This window comes from Desulfobulbaceae bacterium, assembly GCA_015231515.1.
Classification (GTDB): domain Bacteria; phylum Desulfobacterota; class Desulfobulbia; order Desulfobulbales; family VMSU01; genus JADGBM01.
The window spans coordinates 31,442-51,967 of record JADGBM010000008.1; the positions used below are offsets into that span (position 1 = coordinate 31,442).

Below are 20,526 nucleotides of genomic sequence, written 5' to 3' on the forward strand. Positions count from 1 at the left end.
AAACCGATAAAAACGGCATTTCCAAAATTCAGTTAATTCGAGACTACTACCCAAGTGACTGGGCAACATTTAAACGCAGCCAGCAAAGCCGTTTTACCGTAACTGCAACGTATAGCAAAAATGAGATTGGCCAGTACAATGGCCAGCCTTACCAACAGATACGATACAGCGCCACTTTCCCATGGAAATACTCGCCTGCGGCGGCAGATTATAACTCATACGCCTTTGGTCTTGGCCTGGGCTCATTCGCCCTGGCCTTCTCTGGAATTGGAATATACAGCTATCGAGAACGGCGAAAAAAACCATATAAGGGCATCTCCCTTGGCTAATTTTCGCAAAACTCTAAACAATGCCGACCTGAGCCGCTTCCGCTGGTATTTCCAGTTTGCCGCTTTTGGTCTCTTGGTCTATGGCGGCTATCTGGCCATCAATATCGGTGACCAACTACCCACCTTTGCCTGCATTTTTGCCGATAAAAGAGGTGGGTCATGCTATTTGATGGGCTTTCAGCACCAGATGGCAACACCTTTTGCCAGTATGTTCACCGGACGCGGTATCGGAATCTTAGTTGGCCTTGCCACTTTTTTTGGTTTTTTCATCCTTTTCAACAAGGCATGGTGTGGTTTTGTCTGCCCATTGGGCACGGTTCAGGATTGGCTGACCGGTCTTAGAAGACGTTGTTCCATACGCTACAGCACGTATTCTGAAAGGGCTTTCAAACGGCTAAGCACCATAAAATATTTTCTGCTCGCCCTCTTAATTCTTATCCCCATGGGCATGGGAAACTCCTTTTTTGGCCTACCAAAACTCAATCACGATTTTGGCATTCCTTTTTGTATGATATGTCCAGGACGTACCGTGCTGCCACTATTCACAGGTGATTTCAGCCAACTGGCCATTGATTTCAGTTCAAAAACAAAAATGGTTTTCACATCCCTTGGCATGATAATTACCGGAATCTTCTTTGCTGGCGCCTTTGTCAAGAAGCGCTTCTTCTGCCTGTTTTGCCCAATGAGTGCCTTTCACTTTATCTTCTCAAAGGCCAGCCTTTTACGTTTAAATAAAAATGGCGCCAAGTGCACCCGCTGCGGCAACTGTTACAGGGCTTGTGATGTCGGCATCCGGGCAATTGCCGATGATTTGACAAATAAAAATATTGTTAAGGATGATTGTATGATGTGTCTGAAATGTGTGGAGGTTTGCCCGGAAGAAGGCTGCCTTGAGGCGGCCTTTCTGGGCGTTCCAGTCTATCAATCCACCCAGGATGGTTTTTTTAAACGCCGGGAGAAAAAACATGGAAAGTAACCGCTTTGCCCGGATGCAAAAAACCACCGGATTGCACCTGGCCATGGAGACACAGGAATGCATGCGCCGCATAACTGAATTTCCAGACAACCCTTTGGCGATGGATTATTTTTATGAGCTTTTTAAAAACACCTATTCTGAAAACCATGTTCCGGAAACTGGCCTTCCTTTAATTGGCACCATGTGTGTTCAAGTCCCGGAGGAGTTGATTATTGCCGCCGGGGCCAGGCCCATACGATTATGCAGCGGAGCATATGCCTACGATCAGGTGGGCGCCGATTTCATGCCGACAAAATCATGCCCCTTAATTAAAGCGACTGCCGGCATGCTGCACGTAAATCAGAGCATCTGGGGAGATGCCCTAAAGACTGTGGTCATCCCAACGACCTGTGACCAAAAGAAGAAATCGGCTGAACTGCTTGCTTCACTTGGCTACAGAGTTTACCCCCTGGAAATGCCCAGTAGCAAAGAGAGTGATGCCTCACGATTTTACTGGCAGGAGTCGGTTAAACAGTTCACTCTGGACCTTCAACAAATTACCGGCACAAAAATCACGACGAAAAAAATCAAAGAGGCAATTGCCAAAACGAGCCATGCTGCCAGTTTATTCAGAAGACTGTATGAATTAAGAAAGGCCGCTCCAGCCTTGATTTTAGGTAAAGATATTTTTTTAGTTACCAATGCTTATTTTTTTGATGATCTTGAGCGCTGGCAAAAAGCGACATCGACATTGATCTCTGAGCTCGAAGTGCGTCAAAAAAATGGATTCAGGGCCGCAACCAAACAAGCGCCGCGCATCTTGTTCACCGGTTCCCCGCCAATTTTTCCAAATCTTAAAGTTCCTTTGTTAGTCGAGCAGGCTGGGGCCATAATTGTTGCCGACGAGGTTTGTTCATCCAACCGCATACTTTATGATACGGTTTCGTACGATGAAGACAACCTTAATGATATCATCCCAGCCTTGGCTGATCGTTACCTGAAACCGTGCACCTGCCCTTGCCTGACAAACAATACCGACAGGCTCCGAAAATTGAGCGACATGTCTGACTCCTATGATGTTGACGGCGTTGTCTATCAATCCTTTTCCGGCTGTATTCCTTACGAAATGGAACAGCGCCAAGTAAACGAGGCCATGACCAAAGACGCTGTCCCAGTACTGTATTTGGAGACCGATTATAGCCCGGAGGATGTCGGCCAACTCTCCACTAGAATTGAGGCCTTCATTGAATCAATCAAAGCCCGAAAGAGAAAAAAACGATGAATTATTTTGCCGGAATCGATATCGGTTCAACCACAATAAAAATTGTCCTGATCAATGAGCAAAGTTCAATTGTTGGTGACACAACGACTCCAACCGGTAGTCATTTTCACCTAAATGCTATGACTGCATTTGAAGCACTACTCACAAAACATACTATAAAACGTCAAGAAGTTGCCTGTACATTTTCAACCGGATATGGCCGCAAACTGTTTAAAGATGCTGACGATACAATCAGCGAAATAAGCGCAAATGCCGCCGGGGCCTGGAAGATGGGCCAAAAAAATGGCAAGGTTCGGACCATAATCAATATTGGTGGTCAGGACCTGAAAGTCATTCGCTTAGATGAAGATGGTCATGTGGAAAATTTCACCATGAATGACAAGTGTGCCGCCGGAACAGGTCGTTTTCTAGAAATGACGGCCAGAAACCTGGAAATGGATGTGACTGAGCTAGGCCAGACTCACAAGAATGCTACTGGAGCACCCTTAACAATAAACTCAACCTGTACAGTTTTTGCCGAGTCGGAAATCATCAGCTTATTGGCCAACGGCCACGGAAAAGCTGAATTGATTGCGGGAATCCACTATTCAATTGCCAAAAGAGTTGCTCGTCTTGCCAAACGCCTTGGCATTGATGATATGGTATTTTTTGACGGTGGACCGGCATTAAATCAAGGTTTAGTCGAGGCTTTGGAAAATGAGTTGATGCGGGAAATGGTTGTGCCGGATATGCCGCAGATTACTACCGCCTTTGGTGCCGCTTTAATTGCTCTGGATGCCTGGCATTATGATCATAACGGCGAGGCAATCAATGCCTGATCCTGCGGGCCTTTTTGTCTTAGGTATGGCCTATGGCCTTACAGTATGCAGTTTAAGCTGCTTACCGTATCTGGCCCCATATCTCATGGGTACCGGAACAGGCTTCAATGCCGGCATCATAAACTCTATTTGTTTTATGTCTGGCAAACTTTTTGTGTACGCCACTCTCGGTGGGGTTGCTGCCTTTATAGGACATAGTATTAATTTTGGCCAGACAAGTTCAACAATTATGGGCCTTATTATTATCGGAGCAGGCCTCTCTATGCCCTTTGTGAACCGAAATAGATGTCAGAAAAAATGCCCAACGAAGGCAAAAAATGTCTCAATGTTAGCCCTGGGTATTGGTTCGAGCCTCATGCCCTGCCCACCGTTAGCTGCTATTTTTACCCTGGCCGCACAACGGGGTTCTGTTACACAGGGCGTGTTGTATGGCCTGGTTTATGGCCTTGGCCTCATTCTCTCGCCATTGATTATTGCTGGTGGAGGAGTAGCGTTTGTCTCATCCGCAATTCGGCAAAAATTGGGCAAACAAATGAAATACATTGAAGGCCTAGCTATGCTGATAATGGTCAGTATGGGGCTTACTATTATTTTTGCATAAATCATAAATGAGAGGGCATCCCAACACCCTCACCTCAAACAAGGAGCACGCAAAGTGGAATGGCTCAAATATACAATCGACTACGGCATAATAGGTTTGCTTATTCTGATGAGTATTATTGCTGTGGCGATCGGCATCGAACGCTTTCTTCTCTTTCGGAAAATAAAAACTGATGAGTTCGATGACCGTCGAAGCCTGGAACTTACCTTAACTGCCAAAATGCATATTATCGCCACAATTGGCAGCAATGCACCATATATTGGTCTACTTGGCACAGTTTTGGGCATTATGCTCACATTTTACTCCATGGGCCAAAATGGCTTAATGGATTCCGGAAAAATAATGATTGGTTTAGCGCTGGCTTTAAAGGTCACAGCAGTTGGCCTCCTCGTGGCTATCCCGGCAGTCACCATTTACAATTTACTACTCAGAAAGTGCAAGGTTTTGCTAACCGAATGGGAGATTAGCGATGGAAGAAAGCGGCTTTGAGAGCATAAACATTATCCCCCTTGTTGATGTCATGCTGGTCCTTTTGACCATCGTCTTGACTACTTCAACCTTTATCGCGACAGGCGCTATTCCAGTACAGCTTCCCAAAGCGGTTAACAGTGAGAATGCTGTCACAGAAGGAGTCATTATTGAAATAGATAAGAGTGGAACTCTTTACGTGGAAGGCAAACCAGCAAAACTAAACAAATTAAATGGACTTTTAAGTCCTTTGGATCGTTCTACCCCGATTTTAATAAGAGCAGACAAGTCCATCGAGTTACAACTTTTTGTGCAAGTCATGGATTCCGTAAAAGGCCTAAACTTCAGGAAAGTAAGTTTACAAACAGAAGAGGCCGGTTCATGAGTATTGTTAATAGAAACATCGGTATACTAGCAATGAATCAGGGAAAAAGTTTTGCCATATCCATTCTTGTTCACTTTCTTATTATTGCAGGGCTTATTGTCACAACTTCAACCATCAAACCAGCCCCTGAGCTAATGGTGGTAGATTTTACTATTCTAGAAAATTACGTTACAAAAACAACCGCACAAGAAATTATACCAGCGCCGAAAGAGTTAAAAGCACAGAAGAAGGCTGTCGTTGTTGCCCCAAAAACCCCAAAGCCTATTTCTGTAAAGCAAAAAGAGGTGTTTGTCCCCCCCATACCCATTCCAGCTTCAAAACCCATAGTTGCCGCTATCAAACAAAAAAAACCTAGTTCAGTAAAGACTGTACCAAAATCTATACCTGAACTCATTCCAGAAGTGCTCCCGCCCTCGGCACCAACCATTACGGAAGAGGCGCCGCAGCAAACTGTTCACACTCCTCAGCCTAGCCTCGCGCCCGCAACGAATGAAAAAATAATGAGGAAAACCACCCATACATTCCCAGCCCCAGCAGCTGGGAAACTAAAAAACAAACAGACCACAGACACTGTTTCTGCTTATACTAAAACCCAGTTCAAGCATATTCAACAAAGCATTCAGCAACTTGTAAACTATCCCCGCACTGCCCGCCGAATGGGTTGGGAAGGAAAGGTAGTGCTTGAATTTATTATCTGTAAAGATGGTACCGTAAAAGATATAGGTATTGTTGAAAGTTCAGGCTTCAAAGCACTTGATAAAAATGCTGTTAACACCATTAAAAAGGCCGCCCCGTTCCCTATCCCTCCAATCGCAGCCAAGCTGGTCATACCTGTAGTATATCGCTTAAGTTGAATGCGGTCTTTGCCTGACGAGATAATTGTCTAATTGAGTCTAGATTCCAGCTATCAGCCCCCCTTTAATCGGCCTCAAATCATTTTTTTTAATGACACGCCCATGCTGATTTTGTTAGTGTTTACTGTGGTGATTTTTCATGATTTAGTAGGCGCTGTGCGCTATATCCTTTTCCCTTCTGAACATCAGCTTGAGGTACAGAACAGATGACTCCCTCAACTCCAGTGCTGAACAGATAACCCGATCCTCTCATGCTTAGACTTACTGAAATCAAGCTGCCCATCGACCATAGCGAGTCAGATATCAAGGCGGCAATCATCTCGCGACTCGCCATACCGGCAACCGAGCTTATTGACTACACAATCGCCCGTCGCGGCCTTGACGCACGAAAAAAGAGTGCCATCATGTTTACCTACACCCTTGATGTTTCATTGACCGCAGAGCTCAACGTTTTGGCGCGTTTCAAAAATTCCACACACATCAAGACCGCACCCGATACTACCTACCATTTTGTGGCCCGCGCCCCTCAAAAAAGTCTACAGGAGAGACCGGTTATTATCGGCATGGGACCCTCAGGTCTTTTTGCCGGGCTGATCCTCGCCCAGGCTGGCTTCCGGCCATTAATTCTGGAACGTGGCAAGACAGTCAAGGAACGCACCAAGGACACCTTCGGTTTTTGGCGAAAAGGCATCCTTGACCCGGAATCCAATGTCCAATTTGGCGAAGGTGGGGCCGGCACATTCTCTGATGGAAAGCTTCACACCCAGATCAAGGACCCAAAACATTATGGCCGAAAAGTACTAAAGGAGTTTGTCAACGCCGGGGCACCTCCGGAAATTCTTTATGTCAGCAAACCGCACATCGGCACATACCGCCTGGCCAGTATGGTCGAAAAAATGCGCACTACCATCCAAACCCTGGGGGGAGAGATTCGGTTCCAGTGCCGAGTAGACGATATCGAGATAGACAACGGCCAGGTGCGCAGCGTCATCTTGGCAAATGGCGAGCAAATCACCACCAGTCATCTTATCGTCGCTATCGGCCACAGTGCCCGTGACACCTTTGAGATGCTGCACCGGCGGGGTGTGCATCTGGAGGCCAAACCATTCTCCATTGGTTTTCGTATCGAGCACCCCCAGTCACTTATTGACAAAAGTCGTCATGGCGCAAACGCCAACCATCCACTGCTTGGCGCTGCCGACTACAAACTGGTTCATCACGCCAGCAACGGACGATCAGTGTACAGTTTCTGCATGTGCCCCGGCGGTACAGTTGTCGCCGCAACCTCCGAGGAAGGTCGAGTCGTTACCAATGGCATGAGTCAATATTCACGTAAAGAGCGCAATGCCAACAGCGGAATCGTGGTTGGCGTTTCACCGACCGACTACCCTGAAGGCCCTTTGGCCGGTATGTACTTTCAGCGTTTCTGGGAGTCACAGGCCTTCAAACTTGGAGGTAGCAACTACCAGGCACCTGGACAGTTGGTTGGTGATTTCCTGGCCAACAGACCTTCTACCGAATTCGGTTCAGTGCGCCCCTCATATACTCCCGGAGTTCATTTAAGCGATTTGAACAAGGCCTTACCAGACTACGCAGTGGAAGCGATACGCGAAGCCCTGCCAGTCTTTGCTAAAAAAATTGAAGGCTTTGACCTGCCAGATGCGGTTCTGACCGGGGTGGAAACTCGCACCTCATCACCGGTGAGCATCATAAGAGGCCACACCGACCTGCAAAGCATCAATATCGGTGGGCTATATCCCACAGGCGAAGGGGCAGGCTATGCCGGCGGCATCCTCTCCTCTGCAGTCGATGGTATCAAGGTTGCCGAGGCAGTATCGTTAAGCTTGATGCAATCAGCTTCCTCGAAAAATAAGGCAGGGTAACAGTTACAAACGCAGCACCGAAGCCAACACAAACCAAGACCAAGCCGTGCAGTACCGCTAAATACAACTATCAGGAGAACTAACTATGAGCAAAGCCCAGGACACAAAAAAAGCAGTTAAGAAGGAACCGGCCAAAAGTATGAAGGAAAAAAAGGCCGACAAGAAGGCTAAAAAAAGTGAAAAGAGCAAATTCAGGCCGCAATAAATTGCGGGTACCACAGACTTACCCATTTAGCGTAACGGCAGATCAACCTGGCAGCGCCAGAGCCTCTGGGTTGATCTGCAATCAGTGTGTTCACCAACTGTTTCAAATAACCTAAAATTAGTATTTCAGCCCCACCCGTTCACGAACCAAATCAAGGGTAACAGCAGCTTTTTCGCGGGCTTTTGCGGCACCTTTTTTTAATATATCCCGGACATAACTTTCATTATTAACAAGATCAGCTCGCTTCTCCCGTGCCTCACGAAAAAACTCCCAGAGGATATCAACAAGTTCTAATTTTATCGTGCCGTACATTGCCCCGCCGTTAACATAGAGATTCTTAACATGGGCAATACGATCTTCCGGGGCAAAAAGTTTGAAAATAGTAAAAAGATTGCAGGTTTCGTGGTTTTTCGGATCCTCAACTGCAGTTGCATCTGTCATTATTGACATAACCGCTTTTTTCAACTGTTTCTCAGTCTGGAAGATATTAATTGTGTTGCCATATGATTTTGACATCTTCTGCCCGTCAACTCCGGGTATTGTTGCTAAGCTGTCACTAATCACCGGCTCAGGAATAACAAAGGTATCGCCAAATGAGTTGTTAAACTTAATGGCGATATCCCGGGCAACTTCAATATGCTGTTTCTGGTCTTTTCCCACCGGAATTTTTTCTGCCTGATACAATAAAATATCTGCAGCCATTAGAACAGGGTATGAAAAAAGGCCATGACTTGAAAGAAGGCCTTTAGCCACCTTATCTTTGTAGGAGTGGCAACGCTCCAGTAAACCCATAGGTGTCAAAGTTGAAAGTATCCAGGTCAATTCCGTCACTTCCGGCACATCCGACTGAACCCAAAAGATACATTTATCGGGATCGAGTCCCAAAGCCAGAAAATCAATTGCTGCATTCATTGTTTCGGTAGCTAGCTTTTCCTTGTCCTGAACTGAAGTCATGGCATGAAAATTTACTATAAAGGCATAAAGCTCGGCTTTATCCATATTTTCAATCATAGGCAGCATCATACCTAGATAATTGCCTATGTGCAGCTGCCCGGAAGGCTGAATTCCTGAGAGAACTTTCATTGTTAATCCCGTGAGTTCGTTGATTAATAAAATTTTACGAGGCTCTTTATTGCATAAAAAAAACGGGAGTGCAATGTTAATGCACTCCCGTCCGCAATAAACCAAGCTATCTGGCTAAAACTACATTATTTAACCTCTTCAAAATCAGCATCAACAACATCATCGTCATCTTTCTTTGAGGAACCCTTTTGGCCAGCCGCACCTGCTCCAGCGCCATCATCAGGGCCGCCGTGCTCTTTTGAAGCTTGAGAGTACATGATCTCAGCAAGTTTATGAGAGGCTTGGGTCAGAGTTTCAATATCAGCCTTAATGATAGAAGCATCATCGCCAGTCATTGATTTCTTTAGTTTTTCAATGCCATCCTCGACAGATTTCTTAGTGGCATCATCGACTTTATCACCAACCTCTTTGAGACTTTTCTCTGTTGCATAGATAATGGAATCAGCCTGGTTCTTGGCCTCAACGATCTCTTTGCGTTTCTTATCTTCGTCAGCGTGAGCCTCCGCGTCATTTTTCATCTTTTCAATCTCAGCCTCAGACAAACCACTTGAGGCTGTAATCTTAATAGACTGCTCTTTTCCTGTACCAAGGTCTTTGGCAGATACATGGAGGATACCATTTGCATCCAGATCAAAAGTAACTTCAACCTGGGGAACTCCACGCGGTGCCGGCGGTATGTCAGCCAGTTCAAAACGGCCAATTGACTTATTGTCTGAAGCCATCTCTCTCTCACCCTGGAGGATGTGAATAGATACTGCCGGCTGATTATCAGCCGCCGTTGAGAACACCTGACTTTTCTTCGATGGGATGGTCGTGTTTTTCTCGATAAGTTTGGTTGTTACACCGCCAAGGGTTTCGATACCGAGAGAAAGCGGGGTTACATCAAGCAGCAGAACATCCTTTACATCACCGCGAAGCACACCGCCCTGGATAGCGGCACCAATAGCAACAACTTCGTCAGGATTAACACCTTTGTGAGGATCTTTGCCAAATATCGCTTTAACTTTGGCCTGAACCATCGGCATACGGGTCATCCCGCCAACCAGAATTACTTCATCAATGTCGGAGGCAGACAGACCGGCATCTTTGAGGGCAGTCAGGCACGGGCCTGCAGTTCTATCAACTAAATCACCAACCAAAGATTCAAGTTTAGCCCGGCTCATCTTGATATTTAGATGTTTTGGCCCTGAGGCATCCGCCGTAATAAATGGCAGATTTATATCTGTCTCTTTGGTGGTTGAAAGCTCTTGCTTTGCCTTTTCGGCTTCCTCTTTCAATCGTTGAAGTGCCATCTTGTCCGAACGAAGATCAATACCCTGATCACGTTTAAACTCGTCAGCCAGCCAGTTAACAATCCGCATATCAAAGTCTTCACCACCAAGAAAGGTATCTCCATTGGTTGATTTTACCTCAAAGACACCATCACCAATCTCAAGGATGGAGACATCAAAGGTACCGCCGCCAAGATCAAATACCGCAATTTTTTCTTCGTGTTTTTTGTCAAGACCATAGGCGAGTGCTGCCGCAGTCGGCTCGTTAATGATTCGTTTCACATCAAGCCCGGCAATCTTGCCGGCATCTTTTGTTGCCTGGCGCTGACTGTCATTAAAGTAGGCAGGCACTGTAATTACAGCTTCTGTAACAGGTTCACCCAGGTACTCTTCAGCAGTCTGCTTCATCTTACCTAAAATCATTGCTGAAATCTCAGCAGCCGCATAGTTCTTGCCGTCAACTTCAACAACAGCATCTCCATCCGGGCCTTTAACGATTTTAAAAGGGCTCATCCCCACGCTTTTTGTGACCTCAGGATCCGTAAACTTTCGTCCGATAAGTCGTTTAATTGCAAACAGTGTTTTGGTCGGATTAGTTACTGCCTGACGCTTGGCAACCTGACCAACCAGTCGTTCTCCTCCGTCGGAAATAGCCACAATTGAAGGGGTCGTTCTATTGCCTTCCACATTTGTAATAACCTGTGGATCACCACCTTCCATAATAGCCACGCACGAGTTGGTTGTCCCCAAGTCAATTCCAATTATCTTTCCCATGTTATTTCTCCTTACTCCTGACCCTTGGAGACAACCACCTTAGCTGCTCGTAGAAGTCGTTCTTTAAAATAATATCCTTTTTCAAACTCGCGCAGTACGCACTGAGCCGGCACTTCGTCACTTGCTTCCATCACCAGAGCTTCATGCAAATTAGGGTCAAATGGCTTGCCCACACTTTCAATTGGTTCAAGACCATATTTTTTTATTGTTGCCAGCAAGCCTTTCAAGGTTAAGTCAACCCCCTCAAGCAGCGTGTTGACATCACTGGTCGCGCCCTCTTGGTTCATAGCTCTTTCCAGATTATCAAGAACTGGCAGCAGGTCTTTTAAAATATTTTCTTCTGCATACTTTAAAGCCGTCTGCTTATCTCGGATCATTCTCTTCTTGTAGTTTTCAAACTCAGCGGCTAAACGCAGCAACTTATCTTGACACTCTGTATTGTCTGCCTTCAGCTGATCACAGGCGTTACCTTCCGAATCTTCACCGGCACTATCCGACTCTACTTCCTGTCCGTCTGCCGTCTCTACAGATTCTTCAGTTGTTTCCACACCATCATCATTTACAACAACTTCATCTTCTGAAGTTTTTTGATTTTTGTTCTTCGACACTGCTTCCTCCTAATTCGAAAACATTTTTCCACTGCCCACACAAAAAAATGCAGCGTTTTCGACCGTGACATTCATGACTTTCACCCGCCTTGACGCTGGTTGAGAGCAACAATATGTATTGAGTTATTGGTTGTCAAGGAGACCAGACAAAATAGATTTTCCCAATATTTGCAACAATTTCCTTTGAATAACAGGCCTATTTTCTGTACTTTATTTTCAACTTTTCGTCGTATCGATCCGATAAAAAGATAACGCCTTTGGCTCAGATCATTTCACCTTTCAAATAAGTCGAGACCTATGTTCCAGAAACTTTGCGCTGTCCTGATCATTACCCTGGCTTTTTCCACACTGGCCGCCCCCGGCAACGCCAAGATGAGAAACCTCAACAAGATCCGTGCCGGCATTCCGCCATACACCATTATAAAGTCTGTTCTAGCCGCCAACGACACTGCTATTTCGGCAGGAATAACAGGCCAGGAATCCGCCACGACACCCTACCTTACCTGGCTTGCCGAATCGGATGAGCGTATTGTTTCAAACATGATAGCCGCCCCTGAAACCCAGATATTCTCTATCCGAAACTTCGGAAACCAGCTTGAACTTGACACCGGGGCAATTGATTATGGCATCCGGCATCTACTAACCCCGGTACTCATGATTACTTCCAGTTCCGACAACAAATCTGTCCAGCTCTTCATGGAAGGCTACCAGGATTTATCCCCAGCCATCAGACGTGAGTTGGATCATCTGCATCTGGCCCTATACAGGGACAATAAAGATTTAGAGTACGAAGAAAGGTTGATCAGGAATGTAGAGGCGAACGTGGATTATCAGGTCGATATGGCCTTGGCCCGCTACCAGGATAGAGTTGCCAGTGGACGTTTAGTCGTCGTTGGCAGCATTCTTGACCTTAACAACTCTTACCAGCATGGGGCTGGCCGTCTCCTCATTATCAATGTCAATGGGGAACGAAACTCTGCAAAGTTAAAAGCCATGGAGCTCATCAAGCCTATTGGCCTCAAGACAATACAGACTAACATTGGCAGGCAGCGGCTACCGGCCAAACCGGCAGAAAAAGATGTAAAGCCAAAGGTCAAAAAATAAAATAAATAATACAACATCATTTTCTACACCAGCAGAAACACCTCAAGAGATCTAACACCACGATTTATTAACTAAAAAAAGTTAAAACCCCTATAATCATTGCTAAGAGTTCAGGTACTCTTTTATTGACGATGCAATAGTTTGGAAAATATAGCGAAATGTTTTTTCGTCCTTCTCCAGTATCGTTACCCGAACTCCGTTTAACTCAGTCGCAAAGGATGTGAGCGGCACCGTACACACTCCGGTGGCACCAAGCAAATAGTAAACAAAACGCTTATCCAGTGAAACACCTTTTTGGCTGACTAATCGTTCAACCTCTTTTCTCACTTCCTGGAGTTCAATCTGCAGGGTCTGTTTATCGGTAAGACGGCCATCCTCGAAAACAATGCTCATATAGAAGGCCCCATTGGTACAATTCACTAAAATACCGTCCACATTTTTCAAACAGTCATAGGCAATATTTGAGTAACGCTCATAGCGGGCGATGCGCTCCTGCAAGTATTCCTGATACTGAGGATGGCTTAAAAGTTTAGGCAGGACCACCTGCGGCAATGTTGTCGAACATACCTCCAGCATCTTGGCATTAAGAATTGAGTTCACATAACGCTGAAACATTGGATTCTTTTCGCCATTATAGACCTCAATCCAACCACAACGGCCACCTGGCCACGGCATCTCTTTTGACATGCCACGCATTGCAATTGCTGGCACATCGCCAATCAAGTCAGAGATCGGCAACGTTTTGTAGTCATTGTAGACAATGTTCAGATAGACCTCGTCACCAATAACAAACAGATCATACTTTTTGGCAAGTCCGATCATGCCCCGTAAAATCTCTTCCGGGTAGACGGCGCCGGTTGGATTGTCGGGGTTAATAATCAAAATCCCAACAACAGCAGGATTATATTTTATTCTCTTTTCGAGATCATCCAGATCTGGATACCAGTGATTATTTGGATCCAACTTATAGGTAACCGGTCTATCGGCAGCGTGAGCGGCCTCAGCAGAAGAGTGGGTTGTGTAACTTGGGGTCGGGACTACCACCCGGGCTGTTCTCTTTAAAAAACCAAAAATTTTACCGATGGCATCACCCAGGCCATTAAAGAAGATAATATCCTCAGGTGTAATCTGCACCTTCCCCCGAGAATTTGTCTGCTCAGCAATATACTCCCTGGTCGCAAGAACACCTTTGGTCGGCGAATAGCCGTAAGTTGAATCCAGCTGCGCAGCTTCACACACAATATCTTTCATCCACTGGGGAATATGCTCTCCCTTTGCTATCGGGTCACCAATATTTTCCCAATAGACACGAGTACCAAGACTTTGAATTTTCTGGCCGACACTAACAATATTCCGTATTTCATATGTAAGCTCTCCAGCTCCCATATGGACTATATCTGCACGCATCCCAAACTCCCACCCCATAACGAGGGTAAATAAATTAAAAAAGAAATAACACAAAAACATTCTTTAACGCAAAGCATATAATAATGCAAAGATTTGGTTGCAAAACTTGATATTTGATACAGGGTGTTTCGCAGCGACACGGCATTCCAGAGATTTCAAGCCGGTTGACTCTTGCGGAATTGTCGAGGTAGTTTTATTTAACTGGCAGGGATGGGTGGAACCAGAAAGACCGCAAACAACTTTCGGCACAGTCCTTTGTTTTGTGATATTTTGCCTAAACAACAATATTGACGGCAGATGCCCCCAAGTTACTCGGTGAAAGCGAGGGCGCTTGCCCATAACTAGCAATATTTTGCCTAAGAGAGCTTGCCTCTCTGGGGCCGGGGGAATTTTGTTGAGTTAGGGCTTGGCCGAACTCCCTATACACGCTGCCGGCAGACAATCTATCCTGATCGTCAGAGACCTTCTCAGCTTGCGGATCTTTAGCCTCGCCGGACTGAGCCTTGCTCAAATTGAGTTCCTGAGTGGCTTGAGCTATATTGATGGTGGCCTGGGCTGCTACTTTCTGATCCTGGGGCGAGGGATCAGCTGGAGCAAGGGCTGCCCGCCTCACAGTTCGCATTTTCTGCACTGTGATTTCAGGGGTTTCCCCCTTTGACATATCGATCTGAACTTCACCTCCGACCGCATAACTCTGTCCATCTGGCCCCTTTTGCATCTTAAAGGTGGCCCCACCCTTGGCTAAACCTCCAGCCGCCGCCAAATGAGCCATTTCATGCACGCGAACGGCCTGGTCGGCTTTCTTCAACGACTCCAAGATCGCTTTTTCAGATTGCGTCAGGGCTTCACCCGTGGGCTTGGTTGGTTCGTTCGGAGCTAGTTTTTCTTGGTCTGAAGATGAAATTTCGGTAGATTTTTTTCCGTCGGCTGGAGAAACTGGCTTACTGGACTCTTCTAAAAAGGGAGCGCTTTCACCCTGGGAAGGTCTAACCCTTGCAACCAAGTTAGAACGTGAATAGGTATTCGCAGCGCCTTGCAAGCCTGCAAAACCAGAAGAGACTGCCTGATTTCGCCAATATTGTCCGCGTGTAAAGCGATCTTTATTTTCAGGCTGTTCAACCCGCGGCTTTAGCGCTTGCTCAAACGACCCGACTCCGGAACTGACCGGATACGATGGTATGGTTGAAAGTAGTGAATTAATATCGACAATAGACATATATCAAGCCGTTTTTCTAATAGCCCGCCAGAACCTAAACAGTTCCCAGGCAGATGCACCGCCGAGCAAAACAGACTGCTCCCTGAGTATCCTATCGGCAAGGCATCAAAACAACTTTAAAATATTTTTTACTTTTCTGGTAACTTCTTCAAAAGTTAACCAGTTAATCACCTAACCAGCTGATTCTTATCATTTTTCCTGGCAAACACTGCGAGCGCCAATAGGGACAAATCTTCTTTTTTGGGGCCCGATGTAGATCTGGCGTGGTCTACCGATGCGCCAGTTCTCATCATCCCACATCTCCTTCCAGTGCGCTATCCAGCCTGGCAGACGGCCCAGGGCAAACATCACCGTGAACATGTCAGTTGGAATACCAATGGCCTTATAGATAATACCACTATAGAAATCGACATTAGGATAGAGATTACGGGAGATAAAATAGTCATCAGTCAAGGCCACTTCTTCAATCTCTTTGGCAATATCAAGCAATGGATCAGAGACATTTAAAGCCGTCAATACATCATCGCAGGCTTTCTTAATAATCCGAGCCCGGGGATCATTACTCTTGTATACCCGGTGCCCAAAGCCAACCAGACGAAATGGATCGTTTTTATCTTTGGCTTTTTCAATATATTTTTTATAGTTTCCGCCCTCATAATAGATTCTTTCCAGCATCTCAATAACCGCCTGATTTGCACCGCCATGCAATGGGCCCCAGAGAGCACTTATGCCCGCTGAAATCGAGGCATAAAGATTCACATGAGCACTGCCGACAAGACGAACCGTCGATGTCGAGCAGTTTTGTTCATGATCACCATGTAAAATTAAAAGTTTATTTAAGGCATTAACCACTATGGGGTCGACCTCGTAAGGCATTACTGGCGAGTCAAACATCATGTTCAAAAAGTTAGCACAGTACGAATAATCATGTCGGGGGTAGACCAAACGGTGCCCCATTGCTTTTCTGTAGGAAAAGGCCGCTATGGTTCTCACTTTTGAGATTAAGCGTGCGGCCATTCTGTCCAGATTCTCCAACGGATTATCAATCATCTCAGGATAAAACACACAGAGAGAGTTTACCATTGAGGATAAAATTGACATTGGCGGCGAGCCAGGAGGAAACCGGTCAAAAAAGTGAACCATATCCTCATGAAGCAGCGAATACTTATTCATAAGATGCTTAAAATGATCAAGCTCAGTTTCGGTTGGCAGACAGCCATGAACCAAGAGATAAGCAACCTCGACAAAAAGACATTGTTCAGCCAACTCTTCTATCGCGTAGCCACGATAGCTCAGAATCCCTTTTTCACCATCAAGAAAGGTTATTTTACTTGTACAGGAACCCGTATTAACAAAACCATAGTCCAGGGTAATCAGAGAGGTGCTTGAGCGCAACGAACTGATATCAATCGCCTTCTCACCCTCAGTACCTTCAACAATAGGAAACTCAAACTTTTCTCCGTCAAGAACCAACTCAACCTTCTGACCATTTAAAAATTTTTCAAATCCCATAACGACACCATTTTTTTGCAAAAAACCAATTTAAAAACAAACAACAGCCTGACATAAGTAGCTGACAGTCCAAGCCCCACTACTTCAATACCATCCAGACAAACGAATAACAGCGTTCCACAGCAGACTTGCGCAACTGCACATAATCCGTTAAAAGAGGGATCATAAGGCAGTTCTCATTCGATGGCATTGCCATTGCGCAACGAAATAAGCCCTAACTATAACAAAAAATCCTTTTTCTTTCAATGCCCACCGCATCGACACACAAAACCCGCCTCAAACATTTCATCGAAAAGGTGACCCTGTATCCAGTTTCCTGTGAAGAACTGGCCAATGGCCGAAGTGACATCGAATGGCTTGAAGCAGTGCTTGCCGGTGGCGCAAAAATTGTTCAACTTCGCGACAAACTCTCTGACGACAAAACTGTGTTTGAGAAGGCAAAAATTTTTCGAAAAAAAACGCAGCAGGCCAATGCGCTTCTCATCATAAACAACAGAATCGATATTGCCTTAGCTGTTGGTGCCGATGGCGTTCATCTTGGCAACAGTGACTTGCCAGCCAACGAGGCTCGAAAACTGGCTCCGGAAATGATCATAGGCGTTTCAGCAAACACTGAAGATCAGGCCGCAAAGGCTGCGGGATTAGGCGCTTCCTACTATAATATCGGACCTATCTTTCCGACATCGACCAAAGAGGGTCTGTCTTCTTTTCTTGGAACAGGAGCGATCAAACTATTCTCATCACATTCAGATCTGCCTTTCACCGTCATGGGGGGAATCAAGCTCAACCATGTTGCAGAGCTAACCGCCCATGGCGCTCATCGAATTGCGGTAGTCACTGCAATCACCCAGGCAGAAGAGATGGCCACCGAAACCAGACTCTGGCTTGACCAACTAAAACAAGAGCGGTAAAAAATAAACTATGGAAACTTCGCACACCGTGAACCTATCAGACACCAAAAAAGCTATTCTTCTCCTCATCGATTATGCAGTAGAACCTGATGAGCAAGAAGACGCCATAAAACTTCTCGACAAATATGAGTCGGACTATATTGCCCTGAATATTTTCCACGAATTCTACAGTTATCTGCCTGAAGCCCAGAACGATACCATCCGAGTCATTCGTCAGTTAGACTACCAGGATGGCACATTCCTCACTGCAATCAGCACCAATATAGACACCTACCTCTATATAGCAAACCACGAAGGAGCACTCTTTCTGGGGACAGCCAAAGACGGAATCTGGGACGAGGAGGTACTTGATTTTTTCAAGACTACCCACGAAAAGGCCCTTGAAAAATATCAAAACATTGGTGAGTTCCCCTTGTATGTTCCTGCCCACATCAATAAGGAACTCTGCAAGGTCTGTTCGGTAAAAGACGGTGAGTTGCACCGATTCGGATGTCCAGTTGAAATCTGTCCCTGGTGCCAGGGCCAGCTGGCAAACTGCAACTGTCGTTTCTCTCAAACGAAACAGAAACAGTTCAAGACAGAGATCCAACTCGACAAATTCCTTAAAACCCTGGAGAAAAAGGGTCGAATTCCTTTTTCGGTCACCGACCAGAGCATCGGCTTTGCGGGGGCAGGGCCTCAGGATTAGAGATTGTTAAGATATTTATAGAACTCTGAGTCAGAAGAGATAACCAGTTTGGTATTTTTACCCATGGTTTTTTCGTAACTCTCCAATGTTTTCATGAAGGCATAAAACTCAGGATCCTGACTGTAGGCATCAGCATAGATTTTTGTGGCCTCAGCATCCGCCCGGCCCCTAATCTGTTGGGCCTCTTCGCTTGCAGTCGAGGTAATCATTTTTAACTCACGCTCTACCTTACCAAGAATTTCAGCTTTCTCTCCTTCACCGAAAGATCGTTTTTCAGCGGCAATCCGTTTACGCTCTGAGATCATTCTCTCATATACTTTAAGGCGAACCTGTTCAGTATAGTTTACACGCTTGAACATGACATCAACAAGTTCGATTCCGTATTTTGGTGTTGCCTCAGAGGCTATTTTCAAAATCATAACCTCCATTTTATCACGTCCCAAGCTGATCGTATCATCAAGTGAGGCCCCTTTTGCACTCTCACCAGGTGCCCAATCAGAACTTCGTATAATTTCAACGAGATCATTCTTATTGACTAAATCACGTGCTGCCGAATCGATAATATCATCAAGAATCGTCATTGCCCGTGTTTCATTGTTGACTGCCTGCAAAAATTGCAGGGCATCAGAAATACGCCATCGGGCCGTAACATCGATATAGACAAAGGTCTTGTCCTTGGTTGGAATCTGATTTGGATCACCATCCCAAATCAGTATCTTTTTCGAAAAGTAAGCAACATCCTGAATAAAAGGTGTTTTCAGGTGCAAACCGGCATCAACTACCGGATCGCCGACCGGAGCACCAAATTGCGTAACTACAGCTTGCTGACCTTCTGGCAGGATAAAAAAACCATCCCAAACCGTCACAATTAGCGCCAAGACTATGCCAATAAAGAAAAATCGTAATATTGAGTTCAAAGTTATGTTCCTTTGTCTGTTTCTAGGTTATTTGCCCGGAAGGCTGCCGCTGTTTTTTGAAATATCAAATAATGGCAGGATAGATTTCTGACTTTCATCAAGCATATAAATCGACTCAACTTCCGGCAGAATTTTCTCCATTGTCTCGAGATACATCCGGCGGCGAGTCACCTCTTTAGCCCCACTGTACTCACGCAGAATATTTAAGAACCTGCCGACCTCACCTTGGGAGAGGTTAACCCTTTCGACTGCATAACCATGGGCCTCTTCAAGGATCTGCTTCGCACTACCTTTTGCCTTAGGAATAACCCGATTATAGGTTTCCTCAGCCTCATTGACCAGGCGCTTCATGTCCTGATCCGCTTCATTCACCTCGTTAAAAGCAGGCTTCACGGTTTCGGGCGGATTTACATCCTGTAGTTTCACGGTGACTATTCTTATACCTGATTCGAAGACATCCAGCGTGCTCTGCAGTTCACGAGTTGTACGGGTTTCTATAATTTCACGATTTTGCAGGGCAAAGTCAAAGTCCTGGTTACCGACAACCCGACGTATTGCCTTTTCAGAAACATCCCGCACCGCCTGCTGGGGATCCTTCACTTTAAAAATAAAATTTAAGGGGTCACTAACCTTGTATTGAACAATCCAGGCAACATCAATAACGTTTTTATCACCAGTCAGCATCAGTGACTCTGTCTGATAGCCCCGTTTATCAAAGGTTGTCTTTTGCCCTGGAACCCGAGTTCTGAAACCAAACTCCTCCTTGCGAACGGTTTCCACATCGACCTTATAAAGAGAGTCTAGCAGTGGGACCTTGAAGTTAAGCCCCGGATTGGTAATTTTCAGGAATTTCCCAAAACGTAAAACAAGACCCTGCTCTCCAGGCTCAATTGTATAAAAGGACGACGACAAAATATTAACGACAAACAAGGCCGCAACAACCAGCAGTATTTGCGGAATTACCTTGCCGATGCCCGGAGGCATTCCCCCTTCATCTGATGCAGAACGGCTTCCACCTGAACCTTTGTCACTACCCCCTTCAAAACTATCCTTTATCTTTTTCAGAAGGGCGGCAATCAACTCTTCCGGAGAAGACGGCCCCTTCTTTTTGCCCCATTGCGGAGGCTGATTTTGATCTGTCATTGTAACCCTCAAAAATTAATAGATGCGAAATCGCTGGATTGAAACTCAGCTCAAGTTAAGCATACTGCAACAAATTTACAAGCACTTTTAATTATATTCTTTTGGTTTGCAA

At 45.6% G+C, this 20,526-nt stretch carries 19 protein-coding genes; 11 read left to right on the top strand and 8 right to left on the bottom strand.

Annotated features, from left to right (window positions below; all coding sequences use genetic code 11):
* Positions 1-138 precede the first annotated feature (138 nt).
* The 8 genes from HQK80_02675 to HQK80_02710 all read left to right on the top strand — a co-directional run bounded on the left by HQK80_02675 (position 139) and on the right by HQK80_02710 (position 7,575).
* Entirely contained in the window at positions 139-1,305 is a 1,167-nt protein-coding gene (locus HQK80_02675) for a 4Fe-4S binding protein (protein MBF0221125.1), read from the top strand.
* Positions 1,295-2,566, top strand: a complete 1,272-nt coding sequence (locus HQK80_02680; GenBank protein ID MBF0221126.1) for a 2-hydroxyacyl-CoA dehydratase — start codon at positions 1,295-1,297, stop codon at positions 2,564-2,566. The genes HQK80_02675 and HQK80_02680 overlap by 11 nt, the downstream gene beginning before the upstream one ends.
* Complete coding sequence (locus HQK80_02685; GenBank protein ID MBF0221127.1) at positions 2,563-3,384, top strand: CoA activase; 822 nt, start codon at positions 2,563-2,565, stop codon at positions 3,382-3,384. Before HQK80_02680 ends, HQK80_02685 begins: the two co-directional genes overlap by 4 nt.
* Entirely contained in the window at positions 3,377-3,985 is a 609-nt protein-coding gene (locus HQK80_02690) for a sulfite exporter TauE/SafE family protein (protein MBF0221128.1), read from the top strand. Before HQK80_02685 ends, HQK80_02690 begins: the two co-directional genes overlap by 8 nt.
* A 54-nt stretch (positions 3,986-4,039) precedes the next feature.
* Positions 4,040-4,474, top strand: a complete 435-nt coding sequence (gene exbB / locus HQK80_02695; GenBank protein MBF0221129.1) for a TonB-system energizer ExbB — start codon at positions 4,040-4,042, stop codon at positions 4,472-4,474.
* The gene (locus tag HQK80_02700; protein ID MBF0221130.1) at positions 4,455-4,838 is read left to right on the top strand and encodes a biopolymer transporter ExbD; all 384 of its coding nucleotides are present in this window, start codon (positions 4,455-4,457) and stop codon (positions 4,836-4,838) included. Before exbB ends, HQK80_02700 begins: the two co-directional genes overlap by 20 nt.
* The gene (locus HQK80_02705; GenBank protein ID MBF0221131.1) at positions 4,835-5,692 is read left to right on the top strand and encodes an energy transducer TonB; all 858 of its coding nucleotides are present in this window, start codon (positions 4,835-4,837) and stop codon (positions 5,690-5,692) included. Before HQK80_02700 ends, HQK80_02705 begins: the two co-directional genes overlap by 4 nt.
* A 251-nt stretch (positions 5,693-5,943) precedes the next feature.
* Positions 5,944-7,575: an NAD(P)/FAD-dependent oxidoreductase gene (locus HQK80_02710; GenBank protein MBF0221132.1), complete on the top strand. Its 1,632-nt coding sequence runs from the start codon at positions 5,944-5,946 to the stop codon at positions 7,573-7,575.
* Between the two features lie 322 nt (positions 7,576-7,897).
* Here the strand turns inward: HQK80_02710 and trpS are convergent, their stop codons facing one another.
* From trpS to grpE, 3 genes are all read right to left on the bottom strand, one after another.
* Positions 7,898-8,863, bottom strand: a complete 966-nt coding sequence (gene trpS, locus HQK80_02715; protein MBF0221133.1) for a tryptophan--tRNA ligase — start codon at positions 8,861-8,863, stop codon at positions 7,898-7,900.
* Positions 8,864-8,988: 125 nt separating this feature from the next.
* On the bottom strand, positions 8,989-10,908 hold the full coding sequence (gene dnaK, locus HQK80_02720; protein ID MBF0221134.1) for a molecular chaperone DnaK: 1,920 nt from the start codon (positions 10,906-10,908) through the stop codon (positions 8,989-8,991).
* A gap of 11 nt (positions 10,909-10,919) precedes the next feature.
* Positions 10,920-11,516 (bottom strand): nucleotide exchange factor GrpE, encoded by a 597-nt coding sequence (grpE, locus tag HQK80_02725; GenBank protein MBF0221135.1) that lies wholly within the window; start codon positions 11,514-11,516, stop codon positions 10,920-10,922.
* Positions 11,517-11,813: 297 nt separating this feature from the next.
* Here grpE and HQK80_02730 point away from each other — a divergent pair, with 297 nt between their 5' ends.
* Positions 11,814-12,620, top strand: a complete 807-nt coding sequence (locus HQK80_02730; GenBank protein MBF0221136.1) for a carbonic anhydrase — start codon at positions 11,814-11,816, stop codon at positions 12,618-12,620.
* A gap of 102 nt (positions 12,621-12,722) precedes the next feature.
* Here HQK80_02730 and HQK80_02735 read toward each other — a convergent pair whose 3' ends face one another.
* From HQK80_02735 to HQK80_02745, 3 genes are all read right to left on the bottom strand, one after another.
* Complete coding sequence (locus HQK80_02735; GenBank protein MBF0221137.1) at positions 12,723-14,027, bottom strand: pyridoxal phosphate-dependent aminotransferase; 1,305 nt, start codon at positions 14,025-14,027, stop codon at positions 12,723-12,725.
* A gap of 274 nt (positions 14,028-14,301) precedes the next feature.
* Complete coding sequence (locus HQK80_02740) at positions 14,302-15,243, bottom strand: hypothetical protein (GenBank protein ID MBF0221138.1); 942 nt, start codon at positions 15,241-15,243, stop codon at positions 14,302-14,304.
* Between the two features lie 189 nt (positions 15,244-15,432).
* On the bottom strand, positions 15,433-16,755 hold the full coding sequence (locus HQK80_02745; GenBank protein MBF0221139.1) for a citrate synthase: 1,323 nt from the start codon (positions 16,753-16,755) through the stop codon (positions 15,433-15,435).
* Between the two features lie 245 nt (positions 16,756-17,000).
* Between HQK80_02745 and thiE the strand changes: the two genes are divergently transcribed.
* Positions 17,001-17,666, top strand: coding sequence for a thiamine phosphate synthase (gene thiE / locus HQK80_02750; protein MBF0221140.1), 666 nt, complete (start codon positions 17,001-17,003; stop codon positions 17,664-17,666).
* Positions 17,667-17,676: 10 nt separating this feature from the next.
* Complete coding sequence (locus tag HQK80_02755) at positions 17,677-18,354, top strand: hypothetical protein (GenBank protein MBF0221141.1); 678 nt, start codon at positions 17,677-17,679, stop codon at positions 18,352-18,354.
* Here HQK80_02755 and hflC read toward each other — a convergent pair.
* On the bottom strand, positions 18,351-19,271 hold the full coding sequence (gene hflC / locus HQK80_02760; GenBank protein MBF0221142.1) for a protease modulator HflC: 921 nt from the start codon (positions 19,269-19,271) through the stop codon (positions 18,351-18,353). The two genes, HQK80_02755 and hflC, sit on opposite strands and share 4 nt — an antisense overlap.
* 27 nt (positions 19,272-19,298) lie before the next feature.
* The gene (gene hflK / locus HQK80_02765) at positions 19,299-20,414 is read right to left on the bottom strand and encodes an FtsH protease activity modulator HflK (GenBank protein MBF0221143.1); all 1,116 of its coding nucleotides are present in this window, start codon (positions 20,412-20,414) and stop codon (positions 19,299-19,301) included.
* Between the last annotated feature and the right edge of the window lie 112 nt (positions 20,415-20,526).